This window comes from Enterobacter sp. HG048, from assembly GCF_024702055.1.
In the GTDB taxonomy this organism is placed as follows: Bacteria; Pseudomonadota; Gammaproteobacteria; order Enterobacterales; family Enterobacteriaceae; genus Enterobacter; species Enterobacter dykesii.
In genome coordinates, this window is sequence record NZ_JANLIZ010000021.1 from 64,754 (window position 1) to 81,864 (window position 17,111).

Consider the following 17,111-nt stretch of genomic DNA (forward strand, 5'->3'; position numbering starts at 1 on the left):
ATATGCTCAGCTCCACCTCGCTTTATGCGGCAATTGATCTCGGTTCGAATAGTTTTCATATGCTGGTTGTGCGCGAGGTGGCGGGAAGCATACAAACGCTGACGCGCATCAAGCGCAAGGTCCGCCTCGCGGCGGGCCTGAGCAGCGATAATCACCTCTCCCCTGAAGCCATGGAACGTGGCTGGCAGTGTCTACGGCTCTTTGCCGAACGTCTACAGGATATCCCGCACGCCCAAATCACCGTGGTCGCCACTGCGACACTCCGCCTGGCGGTCAACGCCGTGGATTTTATTGCCAGAGCGCAGGAAATTCTGGGTTGTCCGGTACAGGTTATCAGCGGTGAAGAAGAAGCTCGCCTGATTTATCAGGGGGTTGCGCACACCACGGGAGGTGACGATCGCCGCCTGGTGGTGGATATCGGCGGTGCTAGTACCGAACTGGTGACCGGCACCGGCGCGCAGGCAACGTCGCTGTTCAGCCTGTCGATGGGCTGCGTGACCTGGCTTGAGCGCTACTTTACCGATCGGAACCTGGCGAAAGAGAACTTCGACGAGGCAGAAAACGCCGCGCGCGAGGTGTTACGCCCGGTGATGGACGAGCTGCGCTATCACGGCTGGAAAGTCTGCGTGGGTGCATCAGGCACCGTGCAGGCTCTGCAGGAAATCATGATGGCTCAGGGAATGGACGAGCGAATTACGCTTGCCAAACTTCAGCAGCTGAAACAGCGCGCCATTCAGTGCGGACGCCTGGAAGAGCTGGAAATTGAAGGCCTGACGCTGGAACGCGCGCTGGTCTTCCCGAGCGGGCTGGCCATTCTTATCGCCATTTTCGCCGAGCTGAACATCCAGTGTATGACCCTGGCCGGCGGCGCGCTGCGCGAAGGTCTGGTCTACGGGATGTTGCATCTGTCGGTCGATCAGGATATCCGCAGCCGTACCCTGCGCAACGTGCAGCGTCGTTTTCTGGTTGATATCGATCAGGCAGGACGCGTATCGCAGCTGGCGTCACGCTTCGCCGATCGGGTCGCGAACGTCTGGGATCTTGATCATTTGAGCCGGGATTTATTGCTGAGCGCCTGCGCGCTCCATGAAATCGGGCTGAGCATTGATTTTAAGCAGGCACCGGCTCATGCAGCGTATCTGGTGCGAAACCTGGATTTACCGGGCTATACGCCTGCGCAGAAAAAATTGCTGGCCACGCTGCTGCTGAACCAGACCAATGCCGTCGATCTCTCCTCTTTGCATCAGCAAAACGCCGTCCCGCCGCGCGTGGCCGAGCATCTGTGCCGCCTGCTACGTCTGGCGATCCTGTTTGCCAGCCGCCGCCGCGATGATTTGCTGCCAGCCATTAATCTGGTGGCCGATGACGAGAAGCTTTCGCTGACGCTGCCGGAGAACTGGATTGATCGTCACCCGTTAGGGGCAGAAATGATCGAACAGGAGTGCCAGTGGCAGAGCTATGTGCACTGGGTGCTTGAGGTGAAGTAATACGCTGAACATTGCCGGGTGGCGGCTTCGCCTTACCCGGCCTACAGGTCCCTACGGACTTATCCTTTCTCTTTGGCTTTTGCCAGCATGGCGCGAATGTTCGCCACGTTAGCCTGCCCCTTGTGCATCCGCTCTTCCGCAGTAATCACTTTGCGCTCCTGTTCCCAGATCACGTCATCCTGCGGCAGTTCAAGTAAAAAACGACTCGGCTCCGGGCGGACGAGTTCGCCATACTGACGGCGCTCTTTACACAGCGTGAACGTTAGCTCTTTCTGCGCGCGGGTGATCCCCACGTAGGCCAGGCGGCGCTCCTCGTCGACGTTATCTTCATCGATGCTGCTCTGGTGCGGCAACAATCCCTCTTCCATGCCGACCAGATACACATACGGGAACTCCAGCCCTTTTGACGCATGCAGCGTCATCAGCTGAACCTGATCGGCCTCTTCTTCGCTTTCGCCGCGCTCCATCATGTCGCGCAGGGTAAAGCGGGTGACCACCTGCGTCAGGGTCATCGGCTCGTCGATTTCAGAGCCCTCCAGCATTTCGGTCATCCAGCTGAAGAGCTGGTTAACGTTTTTCATGCGCATCTCAGCCGCCTTCGGGCTGGCTGAGGTTTCATACAGCCAGGACTCATAGTCGATGCCGTGAATGAGATCGCGCACGGCCGCCACCGGCTCCCGCTCCGCAAGACGCTGCACTTCGCCGAGCCAGTGGGTGAAGCGGGTTAACGAGTCATACCCACGTCCGGTTAACGTCTGGCTCAGCCCCATGTCGAAGCTGGCTGTAAACATACTTTTGTTGCGGGTCATCGCCCACTCGCCGAGCTTTTGCAGCGTCGCCGGGCCAATCTCGCGTTTAGGCGTATTCACGATGCGCAGAAATGCGCTGTCGTCATCCGGGTTAGTTAGCACCCGCAGATAGGCCAGCAGATCTTTGATTTCTGGTCGCGAGAAGAATGACGTGCCGCCCGAGATTTTGTACGGAATGCGGTTCTGCATCAGCATCTTTTCAAAGACGCGCGACTGATGATTGCCGCGATAGAGGATCGCGTAATCCTTATATTCGGTTTTGTTGACGAAGTGGTGAGCGATGAGTTCGCCCGTCACGCGCTCCGCTTCATGATCCTCATTGTTGGCGCTGAGCACTTTCAGCTCCGTGCCGTAGCCCAGTTCGGAGAAGAGACGCTTCTCAAACACGTGCGGGTTATTGGCAATCAGGATATTTGCCGCCTTCAGGATACGCCCGGAGGAGCGGTAGTTCTGCTCCAGCTTAATCACCTGCAGGGCGGGGAAATCTTTGCTCAGCAGCACCAGGTTTTGTGGGCGCGCGCCGCGCCAGGAGTAAATCGACTGGTCGTCGTCGCCTACCACGGTGAAACGCGCGCGCTGCCCCACCAGCAGCTTCACCAGCTCGTACTGGCTGGTGTTGGTGTCCTGATATTCATCCACCAGCAGGTAGCGGATTTTATTCTGCCAGCGCTCGCGCACCTCTTCATTGCGCTGCAGCAGCAGCGTGGGCAGCAGGATCAGGTCATCAAAGTCCAGCACGTTGCACGCTTTCATATGTGCATCGTACAGACCGTAGCAGTGGGCGAAGATCCGATCCCGTTCGCCTTTGGCGATCGCCGCGGCCTGGGCCGGCGTCATCAGATCGTTTTTCCAGTTCGAGATCGTCGAGATCAGCTGCTGCAACAGCACCTTGTCATCTTCGATCAGTCCCTCGGTGAGCTCTTTAAGCAGCGCCACCTGATCGGTATCGTCAAAAAGCGAGAAGTTGGACTTCATTCCCAGCGCCGCATACTCGCGTTTGATGATATCCAGCCCCAGCGTGTGGAAGGTTGAGATCATCAGGCCGCGCGCCTCTTTACGGCCCAGCGTCTGACCGACGCGCTCTTTCATCTCGCGCGCCGCTTTATTGGTAAAGGTGACCGCCGCAATGTGTCGCGCCTGATATCCGCAGTTGTGGATCAGATGGGCGATTTTGTTGGTGATCACGCGGGTTTTACCCGAACCGGCCCCTGCCAGCACCAGGCATGGTCCAGTAACGAATTCGACCGCTTGTTGTTGTCCAGGGTTTAAACGCATGGGAGTGTTGCTCAATCTTCGAACGGGGTGTGGATTGTAGCAGAAAGCCGGGCGCAGATTTACCGGCTAATGATAAAGTGGAGAAATCGCGTTTAACCCGTAGAGCAGAACCATGAAAAAGACCGCAGCAGCCCTGCATATTCTGGTAAAAGAGGAGAAACTGGCCCAGGAGATCCTGGCCAAGCTGGAGCGCGGCATCAGCTTTGATCATCTGGCGAAGCGTTACTCTAAATGCCCGTCCGGACGCAATGGCGGGGATCTCGGCGAGTTTCAACAAGGTGCGATGGTCGGCCCGTTCGATCGGGCGGTCTTTAGCTGCCCGCTTCTGAAGCCCTACGGCCCGGTAAAAACCAAATTTGGCTACCATATCATTAAGGTGCTTTATCGCCGCTGACGCGTGGTATATTGCGCCCCGATTTATTTCAACCTATTCAAGGCACGATCATGGCAAAAACAGCAGCAGCAGTGCACATCCTCGTTAAAGAAGAGAAACTGGCTTTAGATCTTTTGGAGCAGATTAAAAACGGTGCCGACTTCGGCAAGCTGGCGAAGAAGCACTCCATCTGCCCGTCAGGCAAGCGCGGCGGCGATCTGGGTGAGTTCCGCCAGGGCCAGATGGTTCCGGCGTTCGATAAAGTGGTGTTCTCCTGCCCGGTGCTGGAGCCAACCGGCCCGCTGCACACGCAGTTCGGGTATCACATTATTAAAGTACTGTATCGGAAATAAGCAGCAAGGCCTTCTCTAAGAGAAGGCCTTGAATGTTTGCACCCTCTCCCCGTGGGAGAGGGCCGGGGTGAGGGCATCAGCCCGCACCCGGTGTTAACCCGCTACCGCGATACGCTTCATATCGGTCATGTAGCCACGCAGTTTGTGACCCACTTTCTCGATCTGGTGGCTGCGAATCGCTTCGTTCACATCGCGCAGCTGCGCGTTATCTACGGCACCTTCCGCAATCGCTTTACCCAGATCGCCCGTCTGCAGAGTGGTCATAAACTCTTTCAGCAGCGGTACGCAGGCGTAAGAGAACAGGTAGTTCCCGTATTCTGCGGTATCAGAGATAACCACGTTCATTTCGTACAGACGCTTACGGGCGATGGTGTTCGCGATCAGCGGCAGCTCGTGCAGAGATTCGTAGTACGCTGACTCTTCGATGATGCCGGAATCAACCATGGTTTCGAACGCCAGCTCAACGCCTGCTTTCACCATCGCGATCATCAGTACGCCTTTATCGAAGTACTCCTGCTCGCCGATTTTACCTTCATACTGCGGCGCGGTTTCGAACGCGGTTTTACCGGTCTCTTCACGCCAGGTCAGCAGGTTTTTATCGTCGTTCGCCCAGTCCGCCATCATGCCGGAAGAGAATTCACCGGAGATGATGTCGTCCATGTGTTTCTGGAACAGCGGTGCCATGATGGTTTTCAGCTGTTCAGACAGCGCGTATGCACGCAGTTTTGCCGGGTTGGACAGACGGTCCATCATCAGCGTAATACCGCCCTGCTTCAGCGCTTCGGTGATGGTTTCCCAGCCGAACTGAATCAGTTTTTCCGCGTAGGCCGGGTCAGTACCTTCTTCCACCAGCTTGTCGAAGCACAGCAGAGAACCGGCCTGCAGCATGCCGCACAGAATGGTCTGCTCACCCATCAGGTCAGATTTCACTTCGGCAACGAAAGAAGATTCCAGCACGCCCGCACGGTGGCCGCCGGTCGCCGCTGCCCACGCTTTGGCAATCGCCATGCCTTCGCCTTTCGGATCGTTTTCCGGGTGAACCGCGATCAGGGTCGGCACGCCGAAGCCACGCTTGTACTCTTCGCGTACTTCCGTACCCGGGCACTTCGGCGCCACCATCACCACGGTGATGTCTTTACGGATCTGCTCGCCCACTTCAACGATGTTGAAGCCGTGGGAGTAACCCAGCGCGGCGCCGTCTTTCATCAGCGGTTGTACGGAACGCACAACGTCAGAGTGCTGTTTGTCCGGGGTCAGGTTAACCACCAGATCCGCCTGCGGGATCAGCTCTTCGTAGGTGCCCACTTTGAAGCCGTTTTCGGTCGCTTTACGCCAGGAAGCACGCTTCTCGGCAATCGCTTCTTTACGCAGGGCGTAGGAGATATCCAGACCGGAGTCACGCATGTTCAGGCCCTGGTTCAGACCCTGTGCGCCACAGCCGACGATGACCACTTTTTTACCCTGAAGGTAGCTCGCGCCATCGGCAAATTCGTCGCGCGCCATGAAGCGGCATTTGCCCAGCTGCGCCAGCTGCTGGCGCAAGTTCAGTGTATTAAAGTAGTTAGCCATGGGTGATACCTCGTGATGTTGTGTGTCTTATTGTTCGGTTCGCGTTTCAGCGAGAATATACCCACATTACAACAGGAAATTTATTGCGGAAATTGATATATTCACAACGTCATATTGCAATTTTTGCAATATAAAAAGAGGGAGTGGAATCGGTGGATTTACGCGATCTGAAAATGTTCCTGCACCTGGCGGAAAGCCGCCATTTTGGCCGCAGCGCCCGGGCGATGCACGTTAGCCCCTCCACGCTTTCACGCCAGATCCAGCGCCTTGAGGAAGATCTCGGCCAGCCGCTGTTCGTGCGCGATAACCGCACCGTCACCCTCACGGAAGCGGGTGAAGAGCTGCGTATTTTTGCCCAGCAGACGCTGTTGCAGTACCAGCAGCTGCGGCATTCGATTGACCAGCAGGGGCCGTCACTTTCCGGCGAACTGCATATTTTCTGCTCCGTGACCGCCGCCTATAGCCATCTGCCGCCCATCCTTGACCGGTTCCGCGCGGCGCATCCGTCGGTTGAAATTAAGCTCACCACCGGCGACGCCTCCGACGCAATGGAAAAAGTGGTGACGGGCGAAGCGGATCTCGCCATTGCCGGGAAACCTGAAACCCTGCCGGGCGCGGTGGCATTCTCAATGCTGGAGAATCTGGCGGTGGTGCTGATTGCCCCGGCGCTGCCCTGCCCGGTGCGTAACCAGGTGTCGGTGGAAAAACCGGACTGGTCGACGGTGCCGTTTATCATGGCCGATCAGGGGCCGGTGCGCCGCCGTATCGAGCTGTGGTTCCGTCGTCAGAAAATCAGCAATCCGTCGATTTACGCCACGGTCAGCGGCCACGAGGCGATGGTGTCGATGGTGGCGCTGGGCTGCGGCGTGGCGCTGCTGCCGGAAGTAGTGCTGGAAAACAGCCCCGAACCGGTGCGCAATCGCGTGATGATTCTGGAACGCAGCGACGAGAAGACGCCGTTTGAGCTTGGCGTGTGCGCACAAAAAAAGCGGCTGCATGAGCCGCTTATTGATGCGTTCTGGCAGATATTGCCGAACCACTAGCCCGCCAGGAAGAACCTGAACGCCGGGTTATGGGTTTCATCGTGGCACTCATAGCCCAGCTCGTTCAGCCGCGTTTCGAAATTAGGCTCGTGCTCGCCCAGTTCGAACGCCGCCAGCACGCGGCCGTAGTCGGTGCCGTGGCTGCGGTAGTGGAACAGAGAGATATTCCAGTGCGTGCCAAGCGTGTGCAGGAATTTGAGCAGCGCGCCCGGCGATTCCGGAAACTCGAAGCTGAACAGACGTTCCCTGAGCGGCTTAGATGGACGCCCGCCGACCATATAGCGCACGTGCAGCTTCGCCATCTCATCGTCAGAGAGATCGACTACGCTGTAGCCGCCCTCATGCAGCAGGTTGAGGATCTCTTTGCGCTCCTCCACGCCGCGGCTCAGACGCACGCCGACAAAAATGCAGGCGTCTTTAGCATCGGCAAAACGGTAGTTGAACTCCGTCACCGAACGGCCGCCCAGCAGCTGGCAAAACTTCAGGAAGCTGCCCTTCTCTTCAGGAATGGTCACCGCCAGCAGCGCTTCACGCTGTTCGCCCAGCTCGCAGCGCTCGGAAACGTAGCGCAGACCGTGGAAGTTCACGTTGGCGCCGGAAAGCACGTGCGCCAAACGCTCGCCGCGAATGTTGTGCTGCGCGATGTATTTTTTCATCCCCGCCAGCGCCAGCGCGCCGGACGGTTCCGCCACCGCACGCACGTCTTCGAACAGATCTTTCATCGCCGCGCAGATGGCATCGCTATCCACCGTGACGATATCGTCGAGATATTCCCGGCACAGGCGGAAGGTTTCGTCGCCAATGCGCTTCACCGCCACGCCCTCGGCAAACAGCCCGACGCGCGGCAGGTCCACCGGATGACCGGCATCCAGCGCCGCTTTCAGGCAGGCAGAATCTTCCGCTTCAACGGCGATGACTTTGATCTGCGGCATCAGCTGTTTGATCAGCACCGCCACGCCTGCGGCCAGGCCACCGCCGCCCACCGGGACGAAGACGCGGTCGAGATGGGCATCCTGCTGCAGCAGTTCCAGCGCCAGCGTGCCTTGTCCGGCAATCACCATCGGGTGATCGAATGGCGGCACCCAGGTAAAGCCCTGCTGCTGCGCCAGCTCGATCGCTTTGGCTTTCGCTTCGTCAAAGTTGGCGCCGTGGAGCAGTACCTCGCCGCCGAAACCGCGCACCGCGTCGACTTTGATATCTGCGGTAGCAACCGGCATTACGATCAGCGCTTTCAGCCCCAGACGGGCAGACGAGAACGCCACGCCCTGAGCATGGTTGCCCGCCGACGCGGTAATTACGCCGCGCGCTTTCTGCTCGTCGGTCAGCCCGGCCATCATCGCGTAGGCACCGCGCAGCTTGAAGCTGTGCACCGGCTGACGGTCTTCGCGCTTCACCAGAATGACGTTGTCGAGGCGCGAAGAGAGTTTTTCCATTTTCTGCAGGGGTGTGACCTGCACGGCTTCATAGACCGGCGCGCGCAGCACCGCTCTCAGGTATTCCGCCCCCTCAGGGGCGGCGGATAAGGGTTGCGACTCGGCCATCGTTAGCCCCCAAGTTTCGATTTATCGCGCACCGCGCCTTTATCTGCACTGGTGGCAAGACTCGCGTAGGCGCGCAGGGCGAAGGAGACTTCACGCTGACGGTCTTTCGGCGTCCAGGCTTTGTCGCCGCGCGCTTCCTGCGCTTCACGACGGGCAGCAATCTCCTGGTCACTCAGCTTGAGCTGAATGCCGCGATTCGGAATGTCGATTTCGATCAGGTCGCCGTCTTCGATGATGGCAATGTTGCCGCCGCTTGCCGCTTCCGGCGAAACGTGACCGATAGAGAGGCCGGAGGTGCCACCGGAGAAACGTCCGTCGGTGATCAGCGCGCAGGCCTTACCGAGTCCCATGGATTTCAGGAAGGTGGTTGGGTAGAGCATCTCCTGCATGCCGGGACCGCCTTTTGGCCCTTCGTAGCGAATGACAACCACGTCGCCTTCCACCACTTTGCCGCCGAGGATCGCGTCTACCGCTTCATCCTGGCTTTCGTACACCTTCGCCGGACCGGTGAATTTCAGGATGCTGTCGTCCACGCCTGCGGTTTTCACGATGCAGCCGTTTTCCGCGAAGTTACCGTACAGCACGGCCAGACCGCCGTCTTTGCTGTAGGCGTGTTCCAGCGAGCGGATGCAACCTTCGGCGCGGTCATCGTCGAGGGTATCCCAGCGGCAATCCTGCGAGAACGCCTGCGTGGTGCGGATACCGGCAGGGCCGGCGCGGAACATTTTTTTCACCGCGTCGTCTTTGGTCAGCATTACGTCGTACTGGTCCAGCGACTCCGGCAGCGTCAGGCCGAGTACGTTTTTCACTTCACGGTTCATCAGGCCCGCACGATCCAGCTCGCCCAGAATGCCCAGTACGCCGCCCGCGCGGTGTACGTCTTCCATATGATATTTCTGGGTACTCGGCGCGACTTTACACAGCTGCGGCACTTTACGGGACAGCTTGTCGATGTCGCTCATGGTGAAGTCGATTTCGGCTTCCTGTGCGGCGGCCAGCAGGTGCAGAACGGTGTTGGTGGAGCCGCCCATGGCGATATCCAGCGTCATCGCGTTCTCAAACGCGGCCTTGCTGGCGATGCTGCGCGGCAGCGCGCTGGCGTCGTCCTGCTCGTAGTAACGTTTGGTCAGCTCAACGATGCGCTTACCGGCGTTGAGGAACAGCTGCTTACGGTCTGCGTGGGTCGCCAACAGCGAGCCGTTGCCCGGCTGAGACAGACCCAGCGCTTCGGTCAGACAGTTCATGGAGTTTGCCGTGAACATACCGGAACAGGAGCCGCAGGTCGGACACGCGGAGCGTTCCACCTGGTCGCTCTGCTCGTCAGAGACTTTTGGATCCGCGCCCTGGATCATCGCATCGACCAGATCGAGCTTGATGATTTTGTCGGAGAGCTTGGTTTTCCCCGCTTCCATTGGGCCGCCGGAGACGAAGATCACCGGAATGTTCAGGCGCAGGGAGGCCATCAGCATCCCCGGGGTGATTTTGTCGCAGTTGGAGATACAGACCATCGCATCGGCGCAGTGGGCGTTAACCATATACTCTACGGAGTCGGCGATCAGCTCGCGCGACGGCAGTGAATAGAGCATACCCCCGTGCCCCATCGCGATACCGTCATCCACCGCAATGGTGTTGAACTCTTTCGCCACGCCGCCGGAGGCTTCAATTTGCTCGGCAACCAGCTTGCCGAGATCGCGCAGGTGCACGTGGCCCGGTACGAACTGGGTGAAGGAGTTCACCACGGCGATAATCGGCTTGCCGAAATCGGCGTCGGTCATTCCGGTGGCGCGCCACAGCGCGCGGGCTCCCGCCATATTACGGCCGTGGGTGGTGGTGGCTGAACGATACTTAGGCATGCTTTATTGACTCCCGTCTGACTATTTAATGGGACGGTGCGTGCCGTCCCAAATTTATGCTTAGTGATTAACCTGATCCAACCAGCCGTATTTATCTTCCGTCTCGCCGGTGAAGAGGCCGAAGAACGCTTGCTGAATACGTTTGGTGACCGGGCCACAGCGGCCTTCGCCCACCTGGATACCGTCCACGCTGCGTACCGGCGTGATTTCAGCCGCCGTACCGGACATAAACACTTCATCCGCCAGATACAGGGATTCGCGGGACAGTACCTGCTCGCGTACTTCGATACCCAGATCTTTCGCCAGCTTGATGATGGCGTCACGGGTGATGCCCGGCAGCGCGGACGAAGTGAACGGCGGCGTGAACAAAATGCCGTCTTTCACTTCAAACAGGTTTTCGCCCGCACCTTCAGAGATGTAGCCATTTACGTCGAGGGCGATACCTTCCTGATAGCCGTGGCGGCGCGCTTCGCTACCGACCAGCAGGGAAGAAAGGTAGTTACCGCCTGCTTTCGCGGCGGTCGGGATAGTGTTTGGCGCAACGCGGTTCCAGGAAGAGACCATTGCGTCGATCCCCTGCTCCAGGGCTTCTGCACCCAGATAAGCACCCCACGGGAACGCGGCAATGATCACATCTGTGGTATAGCCCGCTGGCGGGTTCACGCCCATACCGACGTCACCCACGAAGACCAGCGGACGGATATAGGCGCTGGTCAGGTTGTTTTTACGGATCACGTCGCGGCAGGCTTCCATCAGCTCATCAACGCTTTGTGAAACCGGGAAACGATAAATTTTGGCTGAGTCATGCAGACGCTGCATGTGTTCGCGATGGCGGAACACCACTGGCCCCTTGTGAGAATCGTAGCAGCGAATACCTTCAAATACGGAGGTACCGTAGTGCAGCGCGTGGGACATGACGTGAACTTTCGCGTCCTCCCAGCGAACCATCTCACCGTTGAACCAAATGTAATCAGCTTTTTTTGTCGTCATTTTTTCGTCCTGTCACGCTTAAGCGCGGATTTGTTGTGATGTGGTTGTGCTCTGGCAGATGGCAACATGGGCAACGTCTACCAGCTTTGATAACTGACTAAACAGTAAGTCGACCGACCGCGGGCTGGCAACGGTTAATTCGATACTGATATTCCGGGCGTCATTGGCAGTCTCCATATTCATAGAGCAAATCTGAAAACCACGATGACGCACCACGCGCAAAACGCGTTCTAAAGTTTCCGGGTTGAAGCGAGCCTGTACGGCGACCTGATGCTGCATCATGATAATTTCTCCATCATTTGTGAGTTACTGGCACCAGGCGGTACCAACGGCCAGACGTTCTCGAGTTCGTCGATTGAGACATGAAGCAGGTAAGGCCCATCGCTGTTCAGCATGGTGTCGAGCGCCGCTTCAACCTGATCTTTACGGGTGATGTGCTGGCCAGGGATGCCGAAGGCGCTGGCCAGGGTGAGGAAATCGGGGTTATCGGTGAGAGTCGTTTCGCTGTAGCGCTCCTGGAAGAACAGCTGTTGCCACTGGCGAACCATCCCTAAACGCTGGTTGTCGAGCAACACGATCTTCAGCGGCAACTGCTTGCGCTTAACGGTGCCGAGCTCCTGAACGTTCATCATGAAGGAGCCGTCACCGGAGATACAGATAACGGTATCGTTCGGGCGGGCAACCTGCGCGCCAACGGCGGCTGGCAGACCGAAGCCCATCGTCCCTAACCCGCTGGAGGTGATGAAGTTTTCCGGGCGGGTGTAGGTCATGTGCTGCGCGGACCACATCTGGTGCTGGCCTACGTCGGTGGTGACGACGCTGTCAGCCGGTTTACGGTCGGACAACTGCTTCAACAGCAGCGGCGCGTAAATGGCCTCGCCGGGGTGGTCGTACCGCCAGGCGTGCTCGGCGCGCATATCTGCGGTGTGCTGACGCCATGCGTTGATATCCAGCGGCTGCTGCAATGCCGGTAACAGCGCGTTGAGATCGCCCTGCAAGGCGACATGCGCCTGACGCAGCTTGTTCATTTCCGCCGGGTCGATATCCATATGGATGACTTTGGCGTTCGGCGCAAAGGTATTCAGCTTGCCGGTGACGCGGTCGTCAAAACGGGCACCTACGGCGATGAGCAGATCGCACTCCTGCACCGCCAGGTTTGCCGCTTTGGTGCCGTGCATCCCCAGCATGCCCAGATAGTAGGGGAAATCCGCGTCGACTGCACCGAGACCTTTCAGCGTGCAGGTCGCTGGCATCTGCGTTGTTGCGATAAATTCACGCAGGGCTGGAACGGCCTGCGCCATGCCGACGCCACCTCCGACGTACAGCATCGGCTGTTTCGCCTGCGCCAGCATCTGACGAGCCTCTTCAACTTCCGCATCCGGAAACGCATCGTCGCTTTCAACGGTGGAAAAGTGAGGTTCCAGATCGCCGAGTGCCACCTGGATATCTTTCGGTATATCGACCAGAACCGGACCAGGACGGCCGGAGCTTGCCACGTCGAACGCTTCTGCCATTACGCGCGGCAGCTCTTCCAGAGACTGGACGAGGAAGCTGTGTTTGGTGCAGGACAGCGATAAACCGAGGACGTCCACTTCCTGAAAAGCATCGGTACCGATGAACGGCGACGCCACCTGCCCGGTGATGGCGACAACGGGAACGGAATCCAGCAGCGCGTCAGCCAGGCCGGTGATGAGGTTAGTTGCGCCCGGGCCTGACGTCGCCATACACACGCCAGTTTTACCCGTCGCTCGGGCATAGCCGATGGCTGCCATCGCTGCGCCCTGCTCGTGTCGGCACAAGAGATGTTCCACGCCGCCGTCATACAGTGCATCGTAAATCGGCATAATTGCGCCACCCGGATAACCGAATACGGTTTCGACTCCCTGCGCGCGCAACGCATGTACTACCCACTGTGCCCCATTCATAGTTAGTTCCCCGTCATAAATCGGGAGAAACAGAATTTTGTGCTAGTCGTCATTCTCTGCTCCTCATTTACGTTTTTTAGTCATAAAAAAACCCCCGGACCTTTCGGTGCGGGGGTCTCAGTTCGTTAAGGCTTGATTTCTAAGCCTTTCCTCGTCCAAGTGCAGCCCCGCACGGTGGGATAATAATCACCACCACGCTAATCACGACCAGGCTAATCACTCGTAGAAGGGCTGTCATTTTCAGTTCTTTTTGCATCTTGTTCGAAGGAATACCTAAAGAGTTATCACAGTTTTTAAATCAAACACAAGATTTATTTATGACGGATTTGATTAGGCAGCGAATCATATTTCTTAAAAGCGTTGTTTTATATACGGAAATTAGAAAATGAATATTTTTCATTTTTTCACTGCGGTTTTTACCGTCAAAACGGGGCTTTTTACATTCTGCGAGGAGACTTCCACGATTATGCAAGGGTTTCAGTGTGCGCTTAAAATCTCTGAACAGGCGGCGTAAATTCGCAAAACGACGCTAAACAGGCAAAAAAGGCGCTGGCATAGTCACACCAGGAGGTAGTGCAAATGTCACTGTCAGTTGTTTACACGCGTGCGGCTCTCGGGGTAAAGGCACCGCTTATTTCCGTCGAGGTTCATTTGAGCAATGGGCTACCCGGACTCACGCTTGTCGGGTTACCTGAAACGACGGTTAAAGAGGCCAGGGATCGCGTTCGCAGCGCAATAATAAATAGCGGTTATACCTTCCCCGCGAAGAAGATCACCATCAACCTTGCCCCCGCCGATCTGCCTAAAGAGGGGGGACGATACGATTTACCTATCGCAATTGCCCTTCTCGCGGCTTCTGAGCAGCTAAATACGACACGGCTAGGCTCGTATGAGTTTGTTGGCGAACTCGCGCTCACAGGCGCGTTAAGAGGCGTTCCCGGTGCGATATCGGGAGCGCTGGAAGCCATACGAGCAGGGCGGCAAATCATTGTCGCCAATGAAAATGCATCAGAAGTGAGTCTTATTGCCGAGAAGGGGTGTCTCATCGCCGGGCATTTACAGGAAGTTTGTGCGTGGCTGGAAGGACGGCATGAACTGTCCGAGCCGGAGGAATGTGATGATGTTATAGCGGATGCACCAGAGGATCTCAGCGAGATTATGGGACAGGAGCAAGGGAAACGGGCGCTGGAGATTACGGCGGCAGGTGGACACAATCTTCTGTTAATTGGCCCGCCGGGTACGGGGAAAACGATGCTGGCGAGCAGGCTGAGTGGGTTGCTTCCACCGCTCAACAACCATGAAGCGCTGGAAAGCGCCGCCATATATAGCCTCATCAGCTCTGCCTCGTTGCAAAAACAGTGGCGCCGCCGTCCTTTTCGTTCGCCGCATCATAGCGCTTCACTGACGGCAATGGTTGGCGGCGGGTCTATCCCCGGGCCGGGTGAGATCTCGCTGGCACACAATGGCATTCTGTTTCTTGACGAGCTGCCGGAGTTTGAGCGCCGCGTGCTGGATGCACTGAGGGAGCCCATTGAATCCGGTGAGATACATATCTCACGCACGCGGGCGAAAATAAGCTATCCCGCGCAGTTTCAGCTGGTCGCGGCGATGAATCCCAGCCCGACGGGTCACTACCAGGGAAACCATAACCGCTGTACGCCAGAGCAGACGCTACGCTATCTGGGTAAGTTATCCGGCCCGTTCCTCGACCGTTTCGATTTATCCCTCGAAATCCCCCTTCCCCCGCCGGGTCTGCTCAGGCAAACGAGCATAACGGGTGAAAGCTCAGCGGAGGTACGCGAACGGGTGATTGCGGCCCAGACGCGGCAGTACGCTCGTCAAAACAGGCTGAATGCACGGCTGGATAATGCCGGGATCCGGCAATTTTGTTCTCTTAACGTTGAGGATGCGGGATGGCTGGAGGAGACGTTGACGCGGTTCGGGCTGTCCATACGGGCGTGGCAGCGTTTGTTGAAGGTGGCCAGAACCATTGCTGACGTAGAGGGGTGCACTGACATTGAGAGGAAACATTTGCAGGAGGCGCTGAGCTACCGCGCTATCGATCGTTTGCTGCTGCATTTGCAGAAATTGCTGGCATAAAAAAAAGGGGCCGTAGCCCCTTCTTTTCATTTTAGTCATCAGACTCGGTGTAGTCTTCTGCACCTTCCATCTGCGGCTTGCCGCCAGAAAGCGTATGGAAGCGCTTTGGACGCTTAATGCGCGCCATGTACTTGATCCATACACGTTCCGCTTCAGACTCCGGCTCACGCTCACCACGGCAAACAGAAACAAACTGTTTTTCGTCTTCGGTTGCAGGTTCACGCTTACCCAGATCCAGCTCATTAAAGGCATAACCATGGCGCTCAAGCAGTTGAGCTTCTTTGATGGTGAAATCGCCGTGACGAGAGAACCCGCGCGGATAATGTTTATTGTCGAAAAAACGATTAGTCGTCGTAAAGCTTTCCGCCATCCTACACGCTCCTAATTCTTTGGCCGAGCTATTTATGGCGCGGAGTATTAGTTACGCTTGACAGAGTGTAAAACAAAACATTTAAATCATAACGACAAATAATTTTGCGGAGAAAGATGTGGATACGGAATTGCTTAAAACTTTCCTTGAAGTGAGCAGAACACGCCACTTTGGGCGAGCAGCTGAGGCCCTTTACCTGACGCAGTCAGCAGTCAGTTTTCGTATTCGACAGCTGGAAAATCAACTGGGTGTGAATCTTTTTACCCGCCATCGCAACAATATTCGCTTAACGCCGGCCGGTGAGAAACTGCTGCCGTACGCAGAAACGCTCATGAATACCTGGCAGGCAGCACGTAAAGAGGTGGCGCATACTTCGAGGCATAATGAGTTCTCGATAGGGGCCAGCGCTTCTCTGTGGGAATGTATGCTAAGTCAGTGGCTTACCCGGCTGTATAATTCACACGGCCACCTGCAATTTGAAGCCAGGATTGCGCAACGGCAGTCGCTGGTTAAGCAACTTCATGAGCGCCAGCTTGATCTTCTGATCACAACCGAAGCCCCCAAGATGGACGAATTTAGCAGCCAGATCGTGGGCCAGTTTGGCCTGGCGCTTTATGCGTCTGAACCTTCGATGATGAAGGCAGACCTGACCTATTTACGCCTGGAATGGGGGCCAGATTTTCAGCAGCACGAGACGGGACTAATTGCGCCTGATGATGTTCCGCAGTTAACGACCAGCTCTGCAGAGATCGCCTGTCAGCAGCTGTCCCTGCTGAAAGGTTGTACCTGGTTACCTGTTCGCTGGGCAGACACTAAAGCAGGGCTGCACACCGTGATGGATTCCACCACGCTTACCAGGCCGCTGTATGCAATTTGGCTGCAAAACAGTGATAAGCAAGCGCAGATAAAAGATCTATTAAAAATCAATATAATGGATTGATGCATCAGCCAGCAGGAATGCTGGCTGAATATTATGAAGAGAGTTTTCTGCAGTGTTTCAGGCAAAAAAAAATCCTTTGCCGAAGCAAAGGATTATATATGGCAGGGGCGGAGAGACTCGAACTCGCGACACCCGGTTTTGGAGACCGGTGCTCTACCAACTGAGCTACGCCCCTAAAGTTTTTTTGCCATTAAGCCTGCCAATTAGGCAGGCTTAATGTCTTAATAAGTGGCGGAACGGACGGGACTCGAACCCGCGACCCCCTGCGTGACAGGCAGGTATTCTAACCGACTGAACTACCGCTCCACCGAAGACTGCTCTAACCACCGGATTTATGCACCGGCTTACTACTTAATTTGATGCCTGGCAGTTCCCTACTCTCACATGGGGAGACCCCACACTACCATCGGCGCTACGGCGTTTCACTTCTGAGTTCGGCATGGGGTCAGGTGGGACCACCGCGCTAAAGCCGCCAGGCAAATT

General features: G+C 56.8%; 16 protein-coding genes, 2 tRNA genes and 1 rRNA gene. 6 read left to right on the forward strand and 13 right to left on the reverse strand.

Going from position 1 to position 17,111, the window contains the following annotated elements; all coding sequences use genetic code 11:
* Positions 1 to 2: 2 nt before the first annotated feature.
* A complete protein-coding gene (gene gppA / locus NUX24_RS19650; protein ID WP_257833573.1) occupies positions 3 to 1,487 on the forward strand; it encodes a guanosine-5'-triphosphate,3'-diphosphate diphosphatase in 1,485 nt (494 codons plus the stop codon).
* Positions 1,488 to 1,546: 59 nt separating this feature from the next.
* On the opposite strand, the gene rep is transcribed toward gppA, so the two are convergent.
* The gene (rep, locus tag NUX24_RS19655; protein ID WP_032646096.1) at positions 1,547 to 3,571 is read right to left on the reverse strand and encodes a DNA helicase Rep; all 2,025 of its coding nucleotides are present in this window, start codon (positions 3,569 to 3,571) and stop codon (positions 1,547 to 1,549) included.
* Between the two features lie 112 nt (positions 3,572 to 3,683).
* On the opposite strand from rep, the gene ppiC (NUX24_RS19660) reads away from it, so the two are divergent.
* Positions 3,684 to 3,965, forward strand: coding sequence for a peptidylprolyl isomerase PpiC (gene ppiC, locus NUX24_RS19660; protein WP_023309649.1), 282 nt, complete (start codon positions 3,684 to 3,686; stop codon positions 3,963 to 3,965).
* Positions 3,966 to 4,015: 50 nt separating this feature from the next.
* Positions 4,016 to 4,297 carry a peptidylprolyl isomerase PpiC gene (ppiC, locus tag NUX24_RS19665; RefSeq protein WP_023309650.1) on the forward strand — a complete coding sequence of 94 codons (282 nt, stop codon included), beginning with the start codon at positions 4,016 to 4,018 and terminating at the stop codon, positions 4,295 to 4,297.
* A 93-nt stretch (positions 4,298 to 4,390) separates the two neighbouring features.
* On the opposite strand, the gene ilvC is transcribed toward ppiC (NUX24_RS19665), so the two are convergent.
* Entirely contained in the window at positions 4,391 to 5,866 is a 1,476-nt protein-coding gene (gene ilvC, locus NUX24_RS19670; RefSeq protein ID WP_023333828.1) for a ketol-acid reductoisomerase, read from the reverse strand.
* Between the two features lie 152 nt (positions 5,867 to 6,018).
* On the opposite strand from ilvC, the gene ilvY reads away from it, so the two are divergent.
* The gene (gene ilvY / locus NUX24_RS19675) at positions 6,019 to 6,909 is read left to right on the forward strand and encodes an HTH-type transcriptional activator IlvY (protein WP_032641403.1); all 891 of its coding nucleotides are present in this window, start codon (positions 6,019 to 6,021) and stop codon (positions 6,907 to 6,909) included.
* Here ilvY and ilvA read toward each other — a convergent pair.
* The 7 genes from ilvA to ilvL all read right to left on the reverse strand — a co-directional run bounded on the left by ilvA (position 6,906) and on the right by ilvL (position 13,456).
* On the reverse strand, positions 6,906 to 8,450 hold the full coding sequence (gene ilvA / locus NUX24_RS19680) for a threonine ammonia-lyase, biosynthetic (protein WP_257833581.1): 1,545 nt from the start codon (positions 8,448 to 8,450) through the stop codon (positions 6,906 to 6,908). The two genes, ilvY and ilvA, sit on opposite strands and share 4 nt — an antisense overlap.
* 2 nt (positions 8,451 to 8,452) lie before the next feature.
* The gene (gene ilvD, locus NUX24_RS19685) at positions 8,453 to 10,303 is read right to left on the reverse strand and encodes a dihydroxy-acid dehydratase (RefSeq protein WP_047652202.1); all 1,851 of its coding nucleotides are present in this window, start codon (positions 10,301 to 10,303) and stop codon (positions 8,453 to 8,455) included.
* A 60-nt stretch (positions 10,304 to 10,363) separates the two neighbouring features.
* On the reverse strand, positions 10,364 to 11,293 hold the full coding sequence (gene ilvE, locus NUX24_RS19690) for a branched-chain-amino-acid transaminase (protein ID WP_023309654.1): 930 nt from the start codon (positions 11,291 to 11,293) through the stop codon (positions 10,364 to 10,366).
* A gap of 18 nt (positions 11,294 to 11,311) precedes the next feature.
* Positions 11,312 to 11,575, reverse strand: a complete 264-nt coding sequence (gene ilvM, locus NUX24_RS19695; RefSeq protein ID WP_047652200.1) for an acetolactate synthase 2 small subunit — start codon at positions 11,573 to 11,575, stop codon at positions 11,312 to 11,314.
* Complete coding sequence (gene ilvG / locus NUX24_RS19700; protein WP_047652199.1) at positions 11,572 to 13,218, reverse strand: acetolactate synthase 2 catalytic subunit; 1,647 nt, start codon at positions 13,216 to 13,218, stop codon at positions 11,572 to 11,574. Before ilvG ends, ilvM begins: the two co-directional genes overlap by 4 nt.
* Before the next feature lie 2 nt (positions 13,219 to 13,220).
* Complete coding sequence (gene ilvX, locus NUX24_RS19705; protein WP_166792073.1) at positions 13,221 to 13,271, reverse strand: peptide IlvX; 51 nt, start codon at positions 13,269 to 13,271, stop codon at positions 13,221 to 13,223.
* Positions 13,272 to 13,357: 86 nt separating this feature from the next.
* A complete protein-coding gene (ilvL, locus tag NUX24_RS19710; protein WP_001311244.1) occupies positions 13,358 to 13,456 on the reverse strand; it encodes an ilv operon leader peptide in 99 nt (32 codons plus the stop codon).
* Positions 13,457 to 13,797: 341 nt separating this feature from the next.
* On the opposite strand from ilvL, the gene NUX24_RS19715 reads away from it, so the two are divergent.
* Complete coding sequence (locus tag NUX24_RS19715) at positions 13,798 to 15,318, forward strand: YifB family Mg chelatase-like AAA ATPase (RefSeq protein ID WP_214577573.1); 1,521 nt, start codon at positions 13,798 to 13,800, stop codon at positions 15,316 to 15,318.
* Positions 15,319 to 15,349: 31 nt separating this feature from the next.
* Here NUX24_RS19715 and NUX24_RS19720 read toward each other — a convergent pair whose 3' ends face one another.
* On the reverse strand, positions 15,350 to 15,688 hold the full coding sequence (locus tag NUX24_RS19720) for a DUF413 domain-containing protein (RefSeq protein WP_023309658.1): 339 nt from the start codon (positions 15,686 to 15,688) through the stop codon (positions 15,350 to 15,352).
* Between the two features lie 118 nt (positions 15,689 to 15,806).
* Here NUX24_RS19720 and hdfR point away from each other — a divergent pair, with 118 nt between their 5' ends.
* Positions 15,807 to 16,628 carry an HTH-type transcriptional regulator HdfR gene (gene hdfR, locus NUX24_RS19725; RefSeq protein ID WP_047652198.1) on the forward strand — a complete coding sequence of 274 codons (822 nt, stop codon included), beginning with the start codon at positions 15,807 to 15,809 and terminating at the stop codon, positions 16,626 to 16,628.
* Between the two features lie 99 nt (positions 16,629 to 16,727).
* Here the strand turns inward: hdfR and NUX24_RS19730 are convergent.
* From NUX24_RS19730 to rrf, 3 genes are all read right to left on the reverse strand, one after another.
* Positions 16,728 to 16,803 (reverse strand) — tRNA-Trp (locus tag NUX24_RS19730).
* Between the two features lie 54 nt (positions 16,804 to 16,857).
* Positions 16,858 to 16,934: transfer RNA gene (locus NUX24_RS19735), tRNA-Asp, on the reverse strand.
* Positions 16,935 to 16,989: 55 nt separating this feature from the next.
* Positions 16,990 to 17,105 (reverse strand): 5S ribosomal RNA (rrf, locus tag NUX24_RS19740).
* Between the last annotated feature and the right edge of the window lie 6 nt (positions 17,106 to 17,111).